We start from the raw sequence: 20999 nt of genomic DNA on the forward strand, positions 1-20999 counted from the left end.
AAGCCTTACGCCGCCTTGGCACGTCTGCTGCCTGTGTGAGGCGGGGCTGGGGAGCCTTGAGCCCACTGCCCAGCAGCCCAACGCAAGCGGCGGTCGAACCTCAGAACTAGGGCGCCGTCCGCCGCCACGAGGCAAGCAGTGGGGAGTGGCTGGAAACCCTGGAGCCGGTCCGGCTCCGCATGCAACAAGCGCGGGTCCAGCATTCATCGACGCCATCCCTTCCGCGACTCAAGTCGACATCACCTGGGCAACGATGCGACTTGCGAGCCGGCCATGGCGGCGGAGCACGGTGGCAATCGCCTTGTCGGTGGCGTCCGGGACGCTCCACAGTTCGACCGAGCTCCTTGCCCGCGACAGGCCGGTGTACAGGGTCTGCCGGGAGAGCAGTGGCGACTCGGGGTCGGGCGGCAGCAGCACGGCGACGTGGTCGTATTCCGAGCCCTGGCTCTTGTGGATGGTGAGGGCGAAGGCGTCCTCGTGGGGCGGCAGGGTGTTCGGGTCGAACAGCCGGACCGTCTGGCCGGCCTCGACGGCCTGCGTGGTTGGCTCGAAGGCGACCTGCAGCCGCTGGCCGTCGGGGCCGTCGTCGACCAGCAGGCAGATGCCGACGTCGCCGTTGTAGAGCTGCGCCGCGGCGTCGTTGCGGGTGACGATCACGCAGCGCCCGGGCCACCAGGCCTGGTCGGCCCAGCCCGACAGCATCGGGGCGCGGCGCAGGCGGCTGGCCAGCCAGGCGGCCGCCTGAAGCGCGCCGAACGGGCCCTCGCGCTGCGCGCACAGCAGTTGCTGGCGACGGGTCACGGCCAGGCGGGTGCGCAGGCCTTCGGCATCGTCGGGGGCGACCGGGTGGTGCAGTTGCGCCGCGTCCAGCAGGCGCTGCAGGTCTCCGGCCCAGGAGGTCAGGCGCCGGTGCAGGTCGCCGGCATCGGCCACCGCGTGCAGGGCGGCGGCCGGGCGCCCCTGGGCGCTTCCATCGCCGGCGGCCTGGCGCCACGCCGTGCGGAACGCCTGCGGGTCGCCGGCGCGTACCGCCGCGTGGATCGGCACCAGGGTGGCATCGGCTCGGAAGCAGTGTTCCAGGCGCACCAGGTCGTCGCGCAGGTCGGCCTCCAGGGCCTCGACCACGTCCATCATCACCGAACCGGTGGCCACCGAGGTGAGCTGGTCGGCGTCGCCGACCAGCACCAGCACGGCGTCCTCGCGGAGCGCCGCCAGCAAGGCGCGCAGCAAGCCCAGATCGAGCATCGAGGCCTCGTCGAGCACGACGATGTCGGCCGGCAGGTGGTGCCTGGCATGGTGGACGAACCCGCCCTGCCGGCCCCGGCTGCCGAGCAGGCGGTGCACGGTGCCGGCGTCGGCGGCCAGCACGGCGGAGAGATGCGTGGCCCAGGCCGGGCCGAGCGGCGGTGTCGCGCCCAGCAGCCGGTCGGCGCCCTGCCGCAGCGACTCGCCGAGCCGCTGCGCGGCCTTGCCGGTCGGTGCGGCGATGCGCACCTGCGGCAGCGTCCCGTGGCAGGCCTGGTGCTCGCGCGAAAGGCCCAGCAGCATGCGCAGCACCGTGCTGGTCTTGCCGGTGCCCGGACCGCCGGTGAGCACCATCAGGCGCTTGCCCGGCGCGCGGGCCACGGCATCGCGCTGCCGGGCCTCCTCCGGCGTCGCCGGGCCGTTGAACAGCGCGCACAGGTCGGCGTCCGTCAACGGCTGCCGCGGCGGAACGGCGCCAGCGCGGCGTGCCGCCAGCGCCGCAGCCACGGCGGTCTCGGCGCGGTGGTTGCGCAGCAGGTAAAGATGATCGTCATCGAGCACCAAGGGCCGGGTACCGGCAAGCGCCCCGACGGAGACGAAGTCGCTGCCGGCCAGGGCGGCAGCGGGCGCGTCCGGCCAGCCGACGCCAGCGGCCCACGGCGATGCCGACAGCGGCAGGGCGCTGTGCCCCTGGCCATCGGCATGGCTCGCCCAGCCGGCCAGCGCGGCCACCGCGGGCGCGCCGCCATGCGCCAGCACCCAGCGCCACACGGCGCGGTCCAGTTCGCGCCAGACCTCGGGCAGGGCAGCCTCGCCGGACGGGCGGGAGAAACCGTAACGGTCGCCTGCGATGCCTGTGTTCATGCCGGCTGCCCCGCCTCGAGGCCGAGCACCCGCTGGACGGCATCGAGCAGGCCGTCGCCGAAGCGGTGTCGCCACAGGCCGCAAGGCCTGCCATCGGGCAGGAGCAGGCCGGTGGCACGGATGAACAGGTACCAGCACTCGCCCAGATGCCGGTCGCGTCGGTAGCTCGCGCCCATGCGTTCGCGCAGGTGGCGCTCCAGCGCCACCGTGTAGAGCAGGGCCTGCAGGCGATAGCCGTTGGCGGCCACCGCCTGCGCCACCGCCTCGGGTGCATAGTCCTCCAGGCAGGCGCGCGGCCCGCGGGCCAGCTGGTTGCTCTTGTAGTCGAGCACGTGGAAGCGTCCGTCGTGGGCGAAGACCAGGTCGATCTTGCCGTTCATCAGGCCGGCCAGCACCTGGTCGCGCAACGGCACCAGGCCGGTCTCGCCCTGCGCCTCGCAGGCCAGGCGCAGGGCGCGCAGGTCGACGCCGTCGAGCAGGTAGTCGAACTCGAGCTCGGCACGCATGTCGCCCGCTGGCAGGTCGCCAAGGCACGGCCCCGCGGCGTCGCCAAGCCGCGCGCCGAGCACCGCGTTCAGGCGCCGGGCCAGCGGCTCGGCCAGCGTCTCGAGCGTCCCCTCGCGCGGCCGGACGCCGTGCTCGCGCAGGGCGTCGATGGCTTCGGTTGCCGCCACCGCGCGGCCTGGCCTGCGGTGTTCGAACAGAGCATGCACGGCGTTGCCGAAATCGGCGCCGGCGACCGCTGCCAGCGCGTCGAGATCGGCATGGCAGGTGGCCGTATCCAGGGGCGGCTGGTCGGCGCACGTCGGGATCGTTGCGGGCGCTTCCGCCCCGGCGATGCCATCCGCCAGGCCGGCGACCGTCTCGTCCTCGGCGGCGCCTTCCTCATCCGCGACGCGGTGGCGGCCACCGCCGGCCAGGGTGGTGAAGCTGTGCCGCATCGGCAGCGGGTCGGTCGGGGCAGCCGGCAGCCGGCGTGCGCTGCGCACGCGGCCGGTGGCGCGGTCGTCCTGCCAGTTCGCGCCGTCGGTTTCCGGCCAGCCGTCGATGCGCGCGATTCGGTCGACGGTGCCGTGCTGGCCGGCGCCAAGGTCCGACAGGTCCAGGGCGTTGAGCGGCACCTCGGCGAGCGCGCGCCGCGCGGCCAGCACCGCCGGGCCCGGCACGAACAGATGGCAGGCATGGATGGCACGGGTCAGCGCCACGTACAGCATGCGGAAGCGCTCCTCGTATTCCTGGGCCTTGACCTGGACCTTCGCCGGACCGAACACCAGGTGCCTGCCCTCGCCGCCGGGATCGCCAAGCAGGTGGGCGGCTGAGGCGGCCCGCTGCGAGCGGGTGTGCTTCCACAGCAGCGGCAGCAGCACCACGCCGAACTCCAGGCCCTTGCTGGCGTGCAGGGTCATCAGCCGGACCCGCTGGGCATCGGACTCCAGGCGCAGCGTCCGATTCTCGGCGGCCTCGCCGCGGTTGGCGTCGTCGGCTGCCTGGCGCCCGAACCAGGCGAGCAGCCGCTCGCCGCTGCCGCAGCCGACCCAGGCGTCCTGCAGCAGCTCGCCCAGGTGGCGCAGGTCGGTGAGCATGCGCTCGCCCGCCACGGTGGCAAGCAGCCGTGCGGCCTCCGTATCGAGCAGCGCCGCGACCACCGCAAGCGGGCCATCGCGCTCCAGGCGCGCGTGCAGGGCGCGCAGGCGGCCGGCATGCCTGTCCCAGGCCAGCGGGTCGTGGCGCAGGGCCTGCAGCCCGGCCAGGCTGCCGCCGAGCAGTCGCGTCGCCAGCGCGGCGCGCACCGCCCGTGGATCCTCGGCGTGCTGCACGGCGTGCAGCACCAGGCGCAGGTCGCGGGCTGTGGGGGATTCGAACACGCTCTTCTGGGAGCCGGTCACGCAGGGGATGCCGAGCGCCTTGAGCAGGCCGGCCAGCGCCGCGACCTGGGCGTGGCCGGGCAGCAGCACGGCGATGTCGCCGGGCACCAGGGGGCGCTCGCCGATGCGCCGGGCGCCCGGCGCAAGCAGCAGGGCAACCTGGGCGGCGCAGGCGCGCAGGGCCTGGGTGTCCAGGCGGCCGCCATCGGGATCGGCGGACAGTTCGTGGAGCACCAGGGGCTTGTCGATGGCCCGACCGGTGGCGTCGCGCAAGGGCTCGGGGTCGCGGCGGCCGGTGCCCCGAACGGGCTCGAAGACGATGTCGGTGGCGGTGCCCGGTGGGCCCAGCCCGGTGCCGGTGGCCGCATAGAACTGGTTGACCGCCTCCACGTAGCCGCGGCTGGACCGGAAGTTGGTGCCCAGGGTCAGCCGGTCTTGCTCGGGCACCCCTGCCCTGGCGCGCGCGTAGGCCGCGATGTCGCCGCCGCGGAACCGGTAGATGGCCTGCTTGGGATCGCCGATCATCACCAGTCGGCCGCGGGCTGCGCCCGAGCCGTCGCGGTAGATGGCATCGAGGATGCCGAACTGCACCGGGTCGGTGTCCTGGAATTCGTCGACCAGCGCCACCGGCCAGGCGGCGTGCAGGGCGTCGGCCAGGGCGCGCTGGCCGTCGCGCGGCACCAGCGCGGCGCGGACATGGTGGATCAGCTGGTCGAAGGTCGACTGGTTGGCGGCATCCAGGCGCACTTGCATGGCCTTGCGGCACCAGCGCTGGGCGGCGGCCAGGAAACGGCGCAGTAGGGGATTGGCGGCGCGGTCCAGCAGCACAGCCGGCAGACCGGTGGCAAGCGCCACCGACTGCTTCACCAGTGCCTGAACCCCGGGATGCTCCTTGCCGACCTTGTTCACGCCAGTCATCTGCGCCGCCTCTGCCAGCACCTCGTGATGCGCGCACAGCGCATCGGGCAGTGCCGAGCCGCCCTCGGACAAGGCCGTTGCGACGCTCTGCCATGCCTTGGCGAGCCTGCCCCTGGGATTGAGCAGCGCCGGCTGCGCGAGCACGGCCTGAAGGTCGTCCGCCCACCGCCCGGGATCGCCAATCAGGTCGCCGACCCGTTCCAGCACGGTCGCCGCCGCCGTCGGCGCCACGCACACGTCGGGCTGCAGCAGGGCCGGCACATAGCGTTCCAGCTCCTTGCGCGAGATCCCGGCGGTGCGCGCGAGGCCGACCAGTTCGTCGGCGGCATCGCCCTGCGAGATCACCCGCCACAGGTCGGCGACCAGGTCGGCTTCGAGGGTTCTGGCATCGACCAGGGTGCGACCCCGGAACAGTGCACCGGCCGCGAACGGGTGCTCGGCCAGGATGCGCGCGCAAAGCGAATGCAGGGTGCCGACCGGTGCGCCGTCCAGCCCGGTCAGGGCCGCCTGCAGCCGCTGCACGTCGCGTGCCCGTGCGGCTGGTCCGGCGCGCCAGCGATCGTGCAGCCAGGCACGGTCGGCCCGTGCCTCGCCCGGCGCCTCGTCGGCCCGCGCCTGCCCGGCCTCGGCCAGCGCCCACAGCAGCCTGCCGCGCAGGCGCTCGGACAGCTCGGCGGCGGCGGCATTGGTGAACGTGCTGACGACGATCTGGCGCGGCGCCAGGCCCTGCTCCAGCAGCAGGCGCAGGTACAGCGCCGCGATCGTCCAGGTCTTGCCGGTGCCGGCGCTGGCCTCGACCAGGCTGCGGCCATCGCCGGCCAGCGGCAGGGCGGTCCAGTCGGGGGCGCCGCTCATGCCGGGTCTCCACCGGGTCCGGCGGCCAGTTCGGCGATCGCCGGTCCGGGGTCCTCGCCGGGCATGATCAATGCCTCGATCTGCCGGGCCTCGCGCAGCAGCGCGCGCAGCGCCTGATGGTCCGGATCGCTGTCGGCATCGCCGAACACCAGGTCGCCATCCAGCAACCGTGCGTAGCCGGGCGCGTAGTCGCGCTCGCCGATGGCGCCGTGTTCGCTGCCCGCCCAGGCGCCGGCCACCGCGCCTGCCGCGGACTGGATCCAGCCCGCTTCGTCGTCGCTGCCGGGCGGTCTCTTGCCGAGCGCCACCCAGGCCGAGCGCGGATGGAGCCGCGAGCGGCCGGCGCAGCCGTTCTGCCACAGCCGCACCAGCGCGCGCAGCCGCCCGCGCAGCCCATCCTCCAGCGCGGTCCGTTGTGCTTCGTCGGCCTCGCAGTAGCGCGCATCCCAGTCGTTCACCTGCGTCGCCAGATCGGGCTCCTCCAGGGCCAGCATGGTCAGCCGCACCGGCGCGGCCGAGCCCTCGCTGGCGCGCTGCAGGCGCAGCATGGCCCACTGCAGGAAGGCGGGAACGCGTTCCTTGAGACTCAGCCTTTCGGGTTTCTTCAGGCCGGTATCCGCATCGTTCGGGTCCGGGAAGGCCAGCACCAGGTGCACGCCCTGCACCGAGTCGCGCAGCGGAAAGACATTGCGCAGCGTGCCGGCGATCCGTTGCGGCGCGGCCGGCGCCGGCTCGGCGGGGTCGCCTTCGTGCAGGGCGACGTCGACACGCACCGCCTGGCCGCCGTCGGCGCCACGCCCGTCGAAGCGGCCGCAGGCGGCGGCCCGGGTCCACAGGGATTCGACCGCGCGGGCCTCTGCCAGCCAGGCCGCCTCGCCGGCCTCGCCGGGCGGCAGCAGGCCGCCATGGCGGACCCAGTCCGGCGGCGTGCCGTCCCATTGCCAGGAAGGGTCGGCGCACTTGCGCGGCAGCACCGCGCCCAGGAACACGCGCCGCGCCACCGCGTCGATACGGGCGATGCCGTCCAGGGGCTCGTCCTCCGGCAGCTCGGCGGCGTCGTCCAGGGCATCCAGGGACAGCTGCAGGTGGTCGCTGAGCAATCCTCGGGCGGGATCGCGGAACCAGTTCGCCAGCACCGTCAGCGGCAAGGTGTCGGGGGGTGGCTCGGGGTCTGGCAGGCCGCCGTCGCGCAGGCCCGGCAGCGGCGCCCGGCCGTCGCCCTGCATGGCGGCGAAGGCCGTCGAGTAGGAAAACAGCGCCGGATGGCTGTCGTCGAAGTAGCGTGCGTCGAAGGGCTGCAGCGGATGCCGCACCAGCCAGGCTCGGGGCGCGGCCTGGTCGTCGGGCGCGATGCCGGCGTGCAGGTCCAGCTCGGCCAGCAGTTCGGCCAGCGGTGCGGCCGGATTGCGGTGCTTGCCGTCGCGCACGTTCTGGCCGGTGAAGGACAGGTGCAGGCGCGCGCGCGCCGACATCAGGGTTTCCAGGAACAGGTAGCGGTCGTCGCCGGGCACGTCGCGGTCGCCGAGCCGGCGCAGGCGCGCCATCAGGTCGATGCCGCCGTCGGCCGGCCGGCGCGGAAAGGCGCCCTCGTCCAGGCCCAGCACGCAGACCATCCCGAACGGGATGGCGCGCTGCGGCACCATGCCGCAGAAGGTGATGCCGCCCATCAGGAAACGCTGCCGTTCCGGCGCGCCGGCCAGGGCATCGTCGAGCAGCTCGCGGACCACGGCCAGGCGCAGCAACGGATCTTCGCGGTTGCGGGCCGGCTCGGCGGCCACCTGGGCGATCGCCCGGTGCACCACGGAAAGCGCCGCGCGGGCATCGGCATCGTCGGGGTCGGCGCGCAGCAGGGCGTCGACCCGCGCACGCAGCAGACCGGCCCAGAGGCTGGCCGGCAGCTCGGCATCGGCCAGGGTGCGCCACGCCTGCAGCTCGCCGAGCAGGCGATCCAGTTTGCCCACTGCGGCCGCGGACGGGCCGTCGATGCCGGCCAGCGGCAGCACCGTGGTGCCGTCGGGCAGGGTCACGGCATGCGGGTCGTCGTCGGCACCGGCTTCGGCCATCAGGTAGCCGGCGATCATCCGATCCATCGCCCACGCGAAGCTGTGCCCGGCCTGCGCCGGCAGCCCCAGGGCCGCCTTGTGGCGGCCGTCCAGCGCCCAGGCGACGCGGCTGGCGCGCAGCCATTCGACCAGCAGGTCGGCATCGGCGGCGTCCAGCGCCAGGGCGCGGCGCACCTCGGCGACACCCAGCAGGTCGACCACCTCGGGGGCGGTGATCCGCGCGCCGGCCAGCCCCAGCAGATCCTGGAACACCTCGAACATCGGATGGCTGCGCGCCACCGGCACGTCGGCAAGGTGGTAGGGCAGCAGGCGCTCACGCGCCGAGCCGGGTTCCCCGAACACCGCCGGGATCAACGGCAGGTAGGCCTGGATGTCCGGTGCCATCACCACGATGTCGCCCGGCCGCAGACCGTCGTCGGCCACGGCTTCGAGCAGGGCGTCGCGCAGCACCTCCAGCTCGCGCAACCGGGTGTGGCAGGCGTGGATGCGCAGGCTGGCATCGGCCGGGGCGGCCGCTGCCGCGGCGTCCTCCTGGAGCAGGGCGGGCTGCAGTTGCCGCAGGCTCTCCTGCAGTCGCTCGAGGCGGTTGCCGGGCGCCACCGGGGCATTGTCCTGCCAGTGCCGGATGTCCTCGCGCACCTCGCCTTCGACCAGGGCGGCCAGGAAATGCTGGCCCAGCCGGCCCCAGCGGGCCAGCAGCGGGTGCCCCTGCTCGCGCCAGTCCAGGGCATCGGGGTCGTCGAGGCGGCCCTGCTCGTCGCCGCGGTACGCCTGCCAGGCGGCCCCGTCGGGCTGCCGCCAGGCCCCCTCGCCCATGGCGGGATGCAGTCCGCCCCAGTACTCGCGGCAGGGGTCGGGCACGTACAGGAAAACAGGGGCGGTGCGCGCATAGGCGCGCAGCACCGCCAGCTCGCCGGGCGGCAGGTGCGACAGGCCGAACACGTGCAGGGGCGCCCGCTCCTCCGCGACGGCAAGCCGCTCGACCAGCGCCTCGACGAGGCCACCACGGTGCTCGCCCAGCGAGCCAGCCGCCGCCTGCCACAAGGGCGCCAGGAACGCCGATTCCAGCGTGCGCAGGGCGGCATCCCCGGACTTCGCGGTCGCGTACACCGGCTTGCCGGCCTCCCAGGCCGCGAGCCAGTCGCTGCGGTACACCAGGTATTGCGAGTAGACCCGGGCCAGGCGGTCGGCCAGCTGGAAGCGGCGCAGGGCGCGCTCGTCGGCGCTGGCGCCGGCATCCAGGTAGGCCAGCACCCGGGCATCGCCCACGCCGTGCCTCCGAGGTTCGGCCAGCAGCGCATGCAGCGTCCAGCGCAGGTGGCTGCGGCGGTACTGGGGCAAGGCCACCGCGCGCTCGCCCAGCAGCGCGGCGGAGAGCCCGTCCAGCCAGGTGCTGGGCAGCAGCAGGTCGAGGTTGGCGACGATCCGTGCCGGTCCGACCTCGCGCGCCAGGGCGCCGGCCAGCCACTGGCGCATGCCCGGATGGGCGGCGATCACCGTCTGCGCAACGAGCGGGTTGTCCGGGCGGGTCTGCGCCAGCAGCATCTGCAGGGGTTTGACCAGCGCCTCCAGGCGGCTGGCGCGCAACAGGGTGATGCCGGTGCTGGGGTCGGTCGCTTCCAAGTCCTGCTTCCTGGGCCGCGGAGGTGATGCGAGCGCGGTGGCGAACGCCGGAGGACGATGCCGAGGACAGGATGCCTGCTTCGCATCTCATCTGCTGATACGTGGCGTTTCGTCGGAATCTCTGGGGACCGGGGACCGGGGACAGGGGACCGGGGACCGGGGACCGGGGACCGGGGACCAGGGACCAGGGACCAGGGATCAGGGACCAGGGATCAGGGATCAGGGATCAGGGATCAGGGATCAGGGATCAGGGATCAGGGATCAGGGATCAGGGATCAGGGATCAGGGATCAGGGATCAGGGATCAGGGATCAGGGACCGGGGATCAGGGATCAGGGATCAGGGATCAGGGATCAGGGATCAGGGATCAGGGATCAGGGATCAGGGATCAGGGATCAGGGTCGGGGTCGGGGTCGGGGTCGGGGTCGGGGTCGGGGAGCGGATTGCAGTGGGTGGAGCGCGGTCTGATCCTGGCGCTCTCTGGCCCGGCTGGCGTTGCCCTGTAGCCGCCGCGCGCAGCCAGGCCGCGCCCTGCCAAGCTCGTGCCGCCAGTGCGACGGCACCGCACTTCTCCCCTCCCCCGCCTGCGGGGGAGGGGCGGGGGAGAGGGCTGTCCCGACCAGCGCGCGCCGCTCGGCCGGCAACGATGCCGACCACGACCAGCGCAGGACCTGCCCGGGGTCAGGCCACCTGGGCGTCCAGGTAGCGCCGGCACCAGATCTCGGTGGAAAGCCAGGTCCAGAGCCCCGGCAGCTTGCCGCTGCCGGCGCGCCACTGCGCGAAGGCGGCATCGGTGGCGGCCGGGTCGAACACGCCGCGCTCGCGGAAGCTGCGCGAGGCCAGCAGGTCGCCGGCGTACTCGGCGCCGTGCTCGCGCAGCCAGGTCTCGCCCGGCGTCGGATAGCCCTGCTTGTCGCGCCGATCGACGGTGATGTCGGGCAGCAGACCGCGCATGGCCTTGCGCATCACCACCTTGGTGGTGCCCGCGTCGATCTTCTCGTGCGCCGGCAGGGCCAGGGCGAACTCGACGAACCGACGGTCAAGGAACGGCACCCTGCTTTCGATCGAGAACGCCATGCTGAAGCGGTCCTCGGCCTGCAGCAGTTCCGGCAGCCGGGTGGCGGTCAGGTCGCTGCGCAGGTGCCGGTCCAGCGATACGAAGGCCCGGCGTGCCAGCGCCTCGGTAGCCGGATCGCGCACCTCGCGCAGTGCCGGCGCCAGGAAGCGGTCGTCGTAGGCCTGGCCGCGCCCGGCCAGACGGGCGCCACGGCGCAGCCAGTCCGGCCAGAACGGCGTCGCCAGGTCGCGCAGCAGGGCGGCGCGCGAAATGCCACCCTGCTGCCTGCGGAAGCCTTCGAAATTGCGCAGGAAGGAGGGCAGGCGGCCCTTGATGAGCAGCTCGCGCAGGTAGGTGGGGTAATAGCGCGGATAGCCGGCCAGCAGTTCATCCGCCCCCTGGCCGTTTAGCACGACCTTGATGCCGCCGGCATTGACCGCCTTCATGACCTGCCACCAGGAGTAGACGCTGTGGCCCCACAGCGGCTCTTCGTAATGCCAGGTGGCGCGCTCCAGGACATCGACCAGGTCGCTGCCGTCGGGTCGGGCCTCGGTCGGCGCCAGATTGCGTTCCTGGGCGGTGAGGGCATGGATCCAGCGCGATTCGTCGAACGGCGTGCCGGGGTAGGTCACCGAGAAGGTGCGCAGGGGCGTTGCCATCCGGCGCGACGCCAGCAAGGCCAGCGAGCCGGAATCCAGGCCGCCGCTCAGACAGGCGCCGACCGGCACGTCGCTGCGCAGGTGCGATTCGACCGCCTGGCCGAGTTCGTCCAGGAAGCGGGTCGCGAGATCCGGACCGCGCCAGTCGCCGGGGTCGTGGTTGGCGCCGGCCTCCCAGTAGCGGTGCAGCGACAGACGGCCGTCCTCCAGCACGGCGTTGTGGGCCGGTGGAAGCTGGGCGATGCCCTCGAAGCAGGTGGCGTCGTTGGCGGTTCGGGCGCGGTAGACCAGCTGCAGCCGCAGCGCCGCCAGGTCGGCGCGTGCCGGCACCACGCCGCTGGCCAGCACCGCCTTGATCTCGGACGCGAACGCGAAGCTGCCGGCCGCCAGCGCGTAGTAGAAGGGCTTGATGCCGAGCCTGTCCCGCGAGCAGAACAGGCGGCGGCGCGCCGGCTCCCAGATCGCGAACGCCCACATGCCCTCGAAGCGGTGCACGCAGTCCTCGCGCCATTGCCGGAACGCGGCCAGGATCACCTCGGTGTCGGTCGTGGAACGGAAACTGTGGCCGAGCCCCTCGAGTTGCCGTCGCAGCTCGGCGTGGTTGTAGATCTCGCCGTTGAAGACGATCCAGGCGCTGCCGTCGGCGCTGGACATGGGCTGGTGCCCGGCCGGAGACAGATCGACGATGCTCAGGCGCCGGTGTCCCAGACCGACAGCACCGTCCAGATGAAGGCCGGCGTCGTCCGGGCCCCGGTGGGCGATCAGGTCGGTGAGCCGGAGGATCTCCTCCGGGCGAACGCTGGCCCCCCTGGGGCGCACGATGCCTGCTATGCCGCACATGGTGTCCGCATTCTCCCGGGAAGGTCGGCCAGGTGCCGGTGGTCAGGAATCGAATTCACGATAGCGCACCTCGAGAATGCAGACCCGCGTGCGTCCGGCGGGAAGCTCGACCTCGAACTCGTCGTCGACCCGACGCCCGAGCAGGGCCCGGGCCAGCGGCGAGTCGACGCTGATCCAGCGCTGGCGGGCATCGGTCTCGTCGGGGCCGACGATGCGGTGGCGCGCGATCGCATCGGTCGCGCAGGGCCCAGGGGCCCCGTCAGCCACCCAGCGTGCCGCGTTGGCGGATCGTGCGTCGGCGCCTGCGACCTGCTGGTGCTCGATCTCGACCCAGGCGCCGAACCAGACGCGCCCGGGGTCCGCGGGCGCCGTCTCGACCACACGCAGGGACGGCAGGCGTCGGGCCAGGTAGCGCACCCGGCGGTCGATTTCGGCCAGCTGCTTCTTGCGGTAGATGTATTCGGCGTTCTCCGAGCGGTCGCCCTCGGCCGCGGCCGCGGCAAGGGCGCGCACCACCTCCGGTCGCCGCAGCCGCCACAGCTCGTCCAGTTCGGCCTGCAGCCGCAGCAGGCCGTCGCGGGTGACCAGCGCGGTGGCGCGCTCCGGCGGCGGCCGCCAGCGACCCACGACCGCGCCCGCGCGCTCAGGGTGCGACCGCGGCCGCGGCGGCGGGCACGTAGTCGAGCGGGGCGTCCGGCCCGATCGGCAGGCCGAACGCCAGCCAGATGGCGAACATCACCGACCAGCCGATCAGGAACACGATGGAGTAGGGCAACATCACCGCGACCAGGGTGCCGATGCCGGCCTTCGGCTCGTAGCGCTGGAAGAAGGCGATGATCAGCGCGAAGTAGCTCATCATCGGCGAGATGATGTTGGTCACGCTGTCGCCCACGCGGTAGGCGACCTGGGTGAGTTCGGGCGAGTAGCCGAGCAGCATGAACATCGGCACGAACACGGGCGCCATCAGTGCCCATTTGGCCGAGGCCGAGCCCATGAACAGGTTCACGAAGGCGGTCAGCAGGATGAACAGCACGAACAGCGGGATCGCCGACAGACCCGCTGCCTGCAGCGAGGCCGCACCGTTCACCGCCAGCACCAGGCCGAGCTGGGTCCAGTTGAAGAAGGCCACGAACTGGGCGGCGAAGAACACCAGCACCAGGTAGCTGCCCAGGGTCGCCATGCTGGCGCTCATGCCCTTGATCACGTCGGCGTCGCTGCGGATGGTGCCGGCGCCGACGCCGTAGGCGATGCCGGCGATCACGCCGTACATGAAGATGATGGCGACCACACCGTCCAGCATCGGCTTCAGCGAGCGCAGCAGGTCGGTCTCGCCGGCGACCCGCAGGAAGCCGGCACCCGGCATGCTGCCGACCGGCAGGGCGCCCAGCATGAGCAAGGCCGTGAATGCCAGGGTCGCGTAGATCGCCCAGCGCAGGCCGCGTCGCTCGGCGGCGCTCAGCCTTTGCGCCTGCGGATCGTCGGCGCTGGCGGCGCCGGCGGTGGGCGTGTCCGGGAAACGTGGCGCCACGATCTTCTCGGTCACCAGCCAGCCGAGCAGGGTGACCAGCGGGGTCGAGACGATCATGAAGTACCAGTTGGCCAGCGGCGTCACCGTGTAGTCGGCATCGATGATGCGCGCCGCCTCCATCGACAGCCCGGACAGCAGCGGGTCGATGGTGCCGATCAGCAGGTTGGCGGAGTAGCCGCCGGAGACGCCGGCGAACGCGGCGGCCATGCCGAGGATCGGGTGGCGACCGGCGGCGATGAAGATCAGGCCGGCCAGCGGCACCAGCAGCACATAGCCGATCTCGCTGGCCATGTTGGACATCACGCCGGCGAACACCAGGATCGGCGTCAGCAGGAACCTTGGCGAGGACAGCACCAGCAGGCGCAGGGCGGCGCCGATCAGGCCGCTGTGCTCGGCGACGCCGATGCCGATCAGGGCCACCAGCACGGTGCCCAGGGGGGCGAAGCCGGTGAAGTTGGTGACCAGGCCGGTCATGATCCGGTGCAGGCCATCGACGCTGAGCAGGTTGAACACCTCGACGGTGTCGCCGGTCTTGGGGTGCTGCACCGAGACCCCGGCCATCGAGGCCAGCCAGGAGGCGACGATCACCAGCACCGCGAGGATCGCGAACAGGGTCGCCGGGTGGGGCAGGGCATTGCCGCCGCGCTCGACGATGTTGAGGAAACGGTCGATCGCCGAGCGGCGGACGGGCGGTGCGGGCGGCAGCGGTTCGGCGGCGGTCATGCGGGCGTCATCGGGCGGTGCAGCGCCGGACTATAGCCGCCGGGCGGGCCATCCGGTACCGGTCGGAGAGACCGGGGCCGGCCTGGGTCGCCCATGGCCCCGAAGCGGCCGGCACGCCGTGGACCGGACGGGCGCCAGCCTCTTCGGCGATACTTTGCGGCGACATCCAGGGGAGACCACGATGGCGGGTCGGAGGGCAGGTTCATGAGCGGCACGGTGTTCGCGATCGTCCTGCTGGCCCTGCTGGCCTGGGCAGTGTGGTTGTTCAACCGCCTGGTGCGTCTGCGCAACCAGGTGCGCACCGCCTGGTCCGACATCGACGTCCAGTTGACCCGCCGTCACGACCTGGTGCCGCAACTGGTCACCACCGTGCGCGCCTATGCCGACCATGAGCGGGCCACCCTGGAGACGGTCACCGCCCTGCGCCAGCAGGCCATGGCCTTGTCCAGCCCGGGTCGGCTGGGCGAAGTCGAGGGACTGCTCGAGCAGGCCCTGTCGCGCCTGTTCGTGCTGCGCGAGGCGTATCCCGAGTTGCGCGCCAGCGAGAACTTCGAGCGGCTGCAGCGCGACCTGGTCGATGTCGAGAACCAGCTCCAGTACGCCCGCCGCTTCTACAACGGCGCGGTCCGCGACCTCAACGACGCGGTGCAGCGCTTTCCCGACCTGCTGGTCGCCCGTGCCGCCGGTTTTGCCCTGGCGGAGTTCTACCAGGCCGGCGCTGGCGAGCGCGCGGCCATTGCCGTGGAGTTGCAACGATGAAGGGAATCCTGGCGGCCCTGGCGGGCCTTGCGCTCCTGGTGTGCGGCAGCCTGCGGGCCGACGAGCGCATCCTTCGCTACGACGTCGACATCGCAATCCAGTCCGATGCCAGCCTGGAGGTTGTCGAGACGATCGCGGTGCGCGCCGAGGGTCGCAATATCCGGCGCGGCATCTACCGCGATTTCCCCACCCGTTACCGGGATCGCGCCGGCAACAACGTGGTGGTCGAGCTCGAAGTGCTCGGTGTCGAGCGCAACGGCCAGCCCGAGCCCTGGTTCACCGAGCGCATGGCCAACGGCGTGCGCATCAACACCGGCAACGACGATTTCCTGCCGGTGCCGGCCAAGCACACCTACACGCTGCGCTACCGGACCACCCGTCAGCTCGGCTTCTTCGAGAACCACGACGAGCTCTATTTCAACGCCATCGGTCATGGCTGGATGTTCCCCATCGACGCCGGCAGCGTCGACGTCCGGGCGCCGGCGCCGGTCGCCACCCAGGACATGCGCCTGGATGGCTACAGCGGCCCGGACGGCGCCCAGGGCAGCGACTTCACCCAGGAGGTGACCGGCCCTGGCCAGGCGCGATGGACGCTGACCCGCGGCCTGCGCCCGCAGGAAGGCCTGACCGTGGTGCTTGGTTTCCCCAAGGGTCTGGTGCCCGAGCCCACCCAGGGCCAGCGCATCGCCTGGCTGCTCAAGGACAACCGTGGCGTGCTGATCGCCCTGGCCGCACTGGTGGTGTTGCTCGCCTACTGCATCCGGCGCTGGCACCAGGTCGGTCGCGATCCGCCACGTGGCGTGGTGATCGCGCGGTACGAGCCGCCCGAGGGCCATTCCCCGGCCGGACTGCGCTTCATGCGGAGGATGACCTACGACATGCGCTGCTTCTCCAGCGACGTGCTGTCGATGGCGGTGGCCGGCGCGCTGCGCATCGAGCGCGACAAGAAGCTGGTCAAGGACGAGTGGAAGCTGGAGAAGCAGGCCGGCGACCGGCCGCTGGCGGACAGCCAGCAGGCGCTGTTCTCCCGGCTGTTCCGCGGCAGCAGCCGCACCCTGGTGCTGCGCAACACCAATGCCTCGACCGTGCAGGGCGCGCAGATGGCGCACAACAAGGCCCTCATCACCCGCTACGAGCCGGCCTTGTTCAAGCGCAACCTGGGCAGTGTCGGCATCGCCTGGCTGATCGCCGTGGCCGGCATGGCAGCGGCCGTCCTGCTGTCGGGTGGCGCCGGTATCGCGCTGATGATCGCGATCGGCGTGCTCATGCTGGTGGTGCTGGCCGTGTTCGCGCGCCTGGTGCGCGCCCCGACACCGGAAGGCCGCAAGCTGCTCGACGAGATCGAGGGCCTGCGCCGCTATCTGAGCGTCGCCGAGCGCGACGAACTCGCCGCCATGCCTGGCCCCGACCAGCCGCCGGTGCTCGATGCCGAGCGCTACGAGGCCCTGCTGCCCTATGCGGTGGCGCTGGAGGTCGAGGATGCCTGGTCGAAGAAGTTCACCCTGGCGGTCGGCGCCGCGGCCGCAGCGGCGGCAACGGCGGGCATCGCCTGGTATCGGGGCGGCGGCGTCAAGGACCTCGGCAGCCTGAGCCGGGCGGTCGGCAGCGGCCTGAGCAGTACGATCGCCTCTTCGTCGCGGCCGCCGGGCAGCTCGTCCGGCGGCGGCGGTGGCGGGCGCTCCGGCGGCGGCGGCGGTGGCGGCGGTGGCGGTGGCCGCTGAGCGCAGCGGGCGGTCCACGCCGGTCCGCCTGCGGGCGGCGGGCGCCGTCCTGCTGCTCGCCACCGGCCAGGCGATGGCCGGCGGCACCTGGTACGTCGCCCCGGATGGCATCGACCAGCCGGGTGGTGGCAGTGCCGCACAGCCCTGGGCAACCATCACCTACGGCCTGGATCGCGTGCCGGCCGGCGCCACCTTGCTGGTCAGGCCGGGTACCTACAGCGGCCGGATCCGCATTCGCGGCCAGTTCGACCCGCCGGTCACCATCCGTTCCGAGCAGCCCTACCGGGCCCGTCTGCGCCACAACGCCACCGTGCTGACCGTCTACGACGGCAGCGTCGGCGTGCGCGGCGTCCGTATCGAGGGCTTCGACATCGCCCACACCGGCGCCGGCGCAGGCGCGCTGGTGGTGCAGGTGCAGGCGCTCTCGGGGCAGCCGGCCAGCGACATCGTGCTGGCTGACAACGTCATCCACGACAGCCACAACAACGACCTGCTGAAGATCAACAACGGCGCCACCCGCGTGCAGGTGCTGGGCAACCTGTTCTACAACCAGTCCGGCAGCGACGAGCACATCGACATCAACAGCGTCGAGGACGTGCTGGTCGAGGGCAACGTGTTCTTCAACGATTTCGCCGCGTCCGGGCGGCCGGTCGGCAACGACACCTCAAGCTTCATCGTCGTCAAGGACTCCAACGGCAACGACGACGGCCTGATCGGCGCCCGCGACGTGCGCATCCGGCGCAACCTGTTCCTGAACTGGCAGGGCTCGCCTGGCTCGACCTTCCTGCTCTGTGGCGAAGACGGCAATCCCTACCACGAGGCCTTCGAGGTCCTGGTCGAGAACAACCTGTTCCTGGGCAACGCCGGCAACCCGATCCGCGCCGCCTTCGGCAGCAAGGGCTGCCGCGACGTGCTGTTCCGCGCCAATACCGTGTCCGGCAACCTGCCCGGCACCGCCTACGCCATGCGCCTCAACACCGAGGGCGCCAACCCGCCGAACCAGGGCATGGCGTTCCGCAACAACGTCTGGAGCGATCCGACCGGCACCATGACCCGCTTCAGCACCACGCCGGTCGGCCAGACCACGAGCTTCGTGCTGGACCGCAACCTGTACTGGAACGCAGGGGCGGCGCTGCCCAACCACCCGTCCGAACTGGTCAACATCGGCAACGACGCCCGCGCGGTGGTCGGCAACCCTGGCCTGCCGGACCCGGCGACCCTGGTGCGGCCCTGGTGGAACGCCGCCGCCGGCCAGTTCAACGGCGGCCACGACCGGATCGCCGATGCCTTTGCTGCGCTGGCGCTGGCCTGGGGCGTCCCGGGGCAGGGCGGCGCCGGCATCGGCCAGGCCGATCCCGCCTTCATGCCCGTCGACGACCTGCTCGGCCGGCCGCGCCCGCCGGCGCCGTCGCTCGGCGCGCTCGAGCCCCTGGTCGATACGATCTTCGCCGACGGCTTCCAGTAGGGAACCTGCGCCTGCCGGGTCGCGGGCAGGCGCAGGCGAATCCCTCGACCGGTCCTGATCAGAATCGCGTCTCAGCCCGCTGCCAGTCGGCATTGCGCCAGTGCGACGCCACCCCACCTCATCCCTCCCGCGCCTGCGGGGGAGGGGCGGCGGAGAGGGCCGCCGGGATCAGGGCGTGCCGCCCGGCCGGCAACGATGCAGATCGTGGCAAGTGCCGACCCTCTCCGCCGGCCCCTCTCCCTCGGGGAGAGCGGAGCACAGCGCGCTCCGCTCACCGAACCCCGAGTCCTGGCCCTTGGTCCCTGATCCTGAGCGGAAACAGGACGTCGATCGGGTCGACCGGTCGGGGTACGGGGAGGTCAGCGCTTTCGGCCGCCGGCGATGCCGCCCAGCACGCCGCGCAGGATCTGGTTGCCGAGCTTGGTGCCCATGGTGCGCATGGTCGACTTGGTCATCGCCTCGAGCGCGCCCTGCCGGCGGCGGGTGCCGAACAGCCACTCCTTCACGGTGCCCATCATGCCGGGGCTGGCCTCGCCCGCCGGGGCCGGCGCGGTGGGCGTGGTCGGCGCCTTCTCGGTGGCGACCTGGGCCGCGGCCATCAGCTTCTCGTAGGCGGACTCGCGATCGACCGCCGTGTCGTACTTGGCGCCGACCGGCGAGCGCAGCCGGACCGTCTGCCGCTCCTCCGGGCTGATCGCGCCCATCCGGCAGCGCGGCGGCGCGATCAGCGCCTTCTGGACCGGCATCGGCACGCCCTTGGCGTCCAGGGTGGACACCAGCGCCTCGCCGGTGCCCAGTTCGATCAGCGCCTTGGCGACATCCAGGTTGGGATTGCTGACGAAGGTCTCGGCGGCACTGCGGATCGCCTTCTGGTCGCGCGGCGTGAAGGCGCGCAGGCCGTGCTGGATGCGGTTGGCGAGCTGGCCCAGGATCGGGCCGGGCACATCGTCGGGAAGCTGCGAGCAGAAGTACACCCCGACGCCCTTGGAGCGGATCAGCCTGACCACCTGCTCGACGCGTTGCACCAGGGCCGACGGGGCGTCGTTGAACAGAAGGTGCGCCTCGTCGAAGAAGAACACCAGCTTGGGCTGGTCCAGGTCGCCGACCTCCGGCAGGTTCTCGAACAGCTCGGACAGCAGCCACAGCAGGAAGGTCGAGTACAGCCGCGGCTTCAGCAACAGGCGCTCGGCGCACAGCACGTTGATGATGCCGCGCCCGGACATGTCCTGGCGCATCAGGTCGACGAGCTCGAGCGCGGGTTCCCCGAAGAACGCCTCGGCGCCGTCCTGTTCCAGGCGCAGCAGGGCGCGCTGGATGGCGGCCAGCGAGGCCGGGCTGACCAGGCCGATCGCCCGCGAGATCAGCTTGTGGTTGTCGGCGACATGGGTGAGCAGGGCGCGCAGGTCCTTGAGGTCGAGCAGCAGCAGGCCTTCGCGATCGGCAACCTCGAAGGCGATCGCAAGGGCGCCGGCCTGGGTGTCGTTGAGTTCCATGATGCGCGCCAGCAGGGTCGGCCCGACCTGGCTGACCGTGGTGCGCACCGGATGGCCCAGTTCCCCGTAGAGGTCCCAGAAAACCACGGGGCTGGCCTCGCTGCGATAGTCGGCAAGCCCGATGGTCTCGACGCGTGCGGCGATCTTCTCGTTCATGGCGCCGGCCTGGGACAGCCCGGCCAGGTCGCCCTTGACGTCGGCCAGGAACACCGGCACGCCGAGCCGCGAGTAGTGCTCGGCCAGCACCATCAGCGACACCGACTTGCCGGTGCCGGTGGCGCCGGCGATCAGGCCGTGGCGGTTGCCGTAGCGGGGCAGGAACTCGACCGGGGCTTCGCCCATGCCGATGCGCATCGTCTGCATGCCTGACTCCTGAGGGGTGGCCCGGCGATTGTATCCGGCGCCGAGGGGGTGCCTGCGCCGACCTGGCCGGGGCGTGCCCGTGAAGCGGCGCTACACTGGCCGTCATGGACCCTTTCCACCTCCACAGGGGCGATGCGCCCTTGCTGGTGAGCCTGCCGCACGACGGCACCGGGCTGCCGAACGGTCTGCGGCAACGGCTGACCGCGTCGGCAGCGGCACTGCCCGACACCGACTGGCACGTCGGGCGCCTGTACGGATTCGCGCGCGACCTGGGGGCCTCGGTGCTGTGCCCGCACTGGTCCCGTTACGTGGTCGACCTGAATCGGCCGCCGGACGACATCTCGCTGTACCCAGGACGGAACACCACCGGTCTGCTGCCGTTGCGGCAGTTCAGCGGCGAGCCGGTGTACCTGCCCGGACGGGAGCCCGATGCCGACGAAGTCGCCGGTCGGGTTGACCGCTACTGGCGGCCGTACCACGACGCCCTGGCGTCGGAACTCGCCCGGTTGCGCGAGCGCTTCGGCCGGGTCGTGCTCTGGGAGGGCCATTCGATCCGAAGCGAGGTGCCCTTTCTTTTCGACGGACGCCTTCCGGTGTTCAACCTGGGCACCGCGGGTGGCCACAGCTGCTCTGCGACCCTGGCCCGGGGTCTGGCTGCGGTTCTGGCCGCGCAGGACGGCTACGACCATGTCATCGACGGCCGCTTCCAGGGCGGCTATATCACCCGCCACTACGGGCGTCCCGACCAGGGCGTCGAGGCGGTGCAGCTCGAGCTGGCCCAGCGGGCCTACATGGACGAGGACAGCGGCGAGTTCTCGCCTGCGCGGGCGGGCCTGCTCGAGCCGGTCCTGCGGGCCCTGCTGACGGTCTGTCTTCGCCAGGCGGGTCAGCAAGTGTGATAGCGGTCACGTTTCCATCCCGGGTTGGGTAGACTGGCGGCTCCCAGGGAGCCCGCCGAT

General features: G+C 72.1%; 11 protein-coding genes. 4 read left to right on the forward strand and 7 right to left on the reverse strand.

The genetic code is table 11. The features are described 5' to 3' along the window. Positions 1-228 precede the first annotated feature (228 nt). The 6 genes from recD to KF823_00565 form a co-directional block, all read right to left on the reverse strand. Positions 229-2109 (reverse strand): exodeoxyribonuclease V subunit alpha, encoded by a 1881-nt coding sequence (gene recD, locus KF823_00540; GenBank protein MBX3724390.1) that lies wholly within the window; start codon positions 2107-2109, stop codon positions 229-231. Next, positions 2106-5747 (reverse strand): UvrD-helicase domain-containing protein, encoded by a 3642-nt coding sequence (locus KF823_00545; GenBank protein MBX3724391.1) that lies wholly within the window; start codon positions 5745-5747, stop codon positions 2106-2108. The genes recD and KF823_00545 overlap by 4 nt, the downstream gene beginning before the upstream one ends. Then, on the reverse strand, positions 5744-9433 hold the full coding sequence (gene recC, locus KF823_00550) for an exodeoxyribonuclease V subunit gamma (GenBank protein MBX3724392.1): 3690 nt from the start codon (positions 9431-9433) through the stop codon (positions 5744-5746). The genes KF823_00545 and recC overlap by 4 nt, the downstream gene beginning before the upstream one ends. Before the next feature lie 680 nt (positions 9434-10113). After that, positions 10114-11988: an asparagine synthase (glutamine-hydrolyzing) gene (gene asnB / locus KF823_00555; GenBank protein MBX3724393.1), complete on the reverse strand. Its 1875-nt coding sequence runs from the start codon at positions 11986-11988 to the stop codon at positions 10114-10116. Between the two features lie 42 nt (positions 11989-12030). Then, positions 12031-12615 (reverse strand): GreA/GreB family elongation factor, encoded by a 585-nt coding sequence (locus KF823_00560; protein MBX3724394.1) that lies wholly within the window; start codon positions 12613-12615, stop codon positions 12031-12033. Positions 12616-12631: 16 nt separating this feature from the next. Beyond that, entirely contained in the window at positions 12632-14239 is a 1608-nt protein-coding gene (locus KF823_00565) for an AbgT family transporter (GenBank protein ID MBX3724395.1), read from the reverse strand. A gap of 204 nt (positions 14240-14443) precedes the next feature. On the opposite strand from KF823_00565, the gene KF823_00570 reads away from it, so the two are divergent. Genes KF823_00570 through KF823_00580 form a run of 3 tightly spaced genes read left to right on the forward strand, consistent with a single transcriptional unit; the run spans position 14444 to position 18184 of the window. Further along, positions 14444-14998 (forward strand): LemA family protein, encoded by a 555-nt coding sequence (locus tag KF823_00570; GenBank protein ID MBX3724396.1) that lies wholly within the window; start codon positions 14444-14446, stop codon positions 14996-14998. Next, entirely contained in the window at positions 14995-16719 is a 1725-nt protein-coding gene (locus tag KF823_00575; GenBank protein ID MBX3724397.1) for a DUF2207 domain-containing protein, read from the forward strand. The genes KF823_00570 and KF823_00575 overlap by 4 nt, the downstream gene beginning before the upstream one ends. Then, positions 16667-18184, forward strand: coding sequence for a hypothetical protein (locus KF823_00580; GenBank protein MBX3724398.1), 1518 nt, complete (start codon positions 16667-16669; stop codon positions 18182-18184). The genes KF823_00575 and KF823_00580 overlap by 53 nt, the downstream gene beginning before the upstream one ends. A 359-nt stretch (positions 18185-18543) precedes the next feature. Here KF823_00580 and KF823_00585 read toward each other — a convergent pair whose 3' ends face one another. Further along, positions 18544-20040 (reverse strand): DUF853 family protein, encoded by a 1497-nt coding sequence (locus KF823_00585; protein MBX3724399.1) that lies wholly within the window; start codon positions 20038-20040, stop codon positions 18544-18546. A 104-nt stretch (positions 20041-20144) separates the two neighbouring features. Between KF823_00585 and hutG the strand changes: the two genes are divergently transcribed. Next, complete coding sequence (hutG, locus tag KF823_00590; GenBank protein ID MBX3724400.1) at positions 20145-20939, forward strand: N-formylglutamate deformylase; 795 nt, start codon at positions 20145-20147, stop codon at positions 20937-20939. The last annotated feature ends 60 nt before the right edge of the window (positions 20940-20999 follow it).

The sequence above is a fragment of the Lysobacterales bacterium genome, assembly GCA_019634735.1.
GTDB lineage: Bacteria > Pseudomonadota > Gammaproteobacteria > Xanthomonadales > UBA2363 > Pseudofulvimonas.

Coding starts and splice junctions, on each gene's coding strand:
- recD (MBX3724390.1), bottom strand. CDS start 2,109: ATGAACACAGGCATCGCAGGCGACCGTTACGGTTTCTCCCGCCCGTCC.
- KF823_00545 (MBX3724391.1), bottom strand. CDS start 5,747: ATGAGCGGCGCCCCCGACTGGACCGCCCTGCCGCTGGCCGGCGATGGC.
- asnB (MBX3724393.1), bottom strand. CDS start 11,988: ATGTGCGGCATAGCAGGCATCGTGCGCCCCAGGGGGGCCAGCGTTCGC.
- KF823_00565 (MBX3724395.1), bottom strand. CDS start 14,239: ATGACCGCCGCCGAACCGCTGCCGCCCGCACCGCCCGTCCGCCGCTCG.
- KF823_00570 (MBX3724396.1), top strand. CDS start 14,444: ATGAGCGGCACGGTGTTCGCGATCGTCCTGCTGGCCCTGCTGGCCTGG.
- KF823_00575 (MBX3724397.1), top strand. CDS start 14,995: ATGAAGGGAATCCTGGCGGCCCTGGCGGGCCTTGCGCTCCTGGTGTGC.
- KF823_00585 (MBX3724399.1), bottom strand. CDS start 20,040: ATGCAGACGATGCGCATCGGCATGGGCGAAGCCCCGGTCGAGTTCCTG.
- hutG (MBX3724400.1), top strand. CDS start 20,145: ATGGACCCTTTCCACCTCCACAGGGGCGATGCGCCCTTGCTGGTGAGC.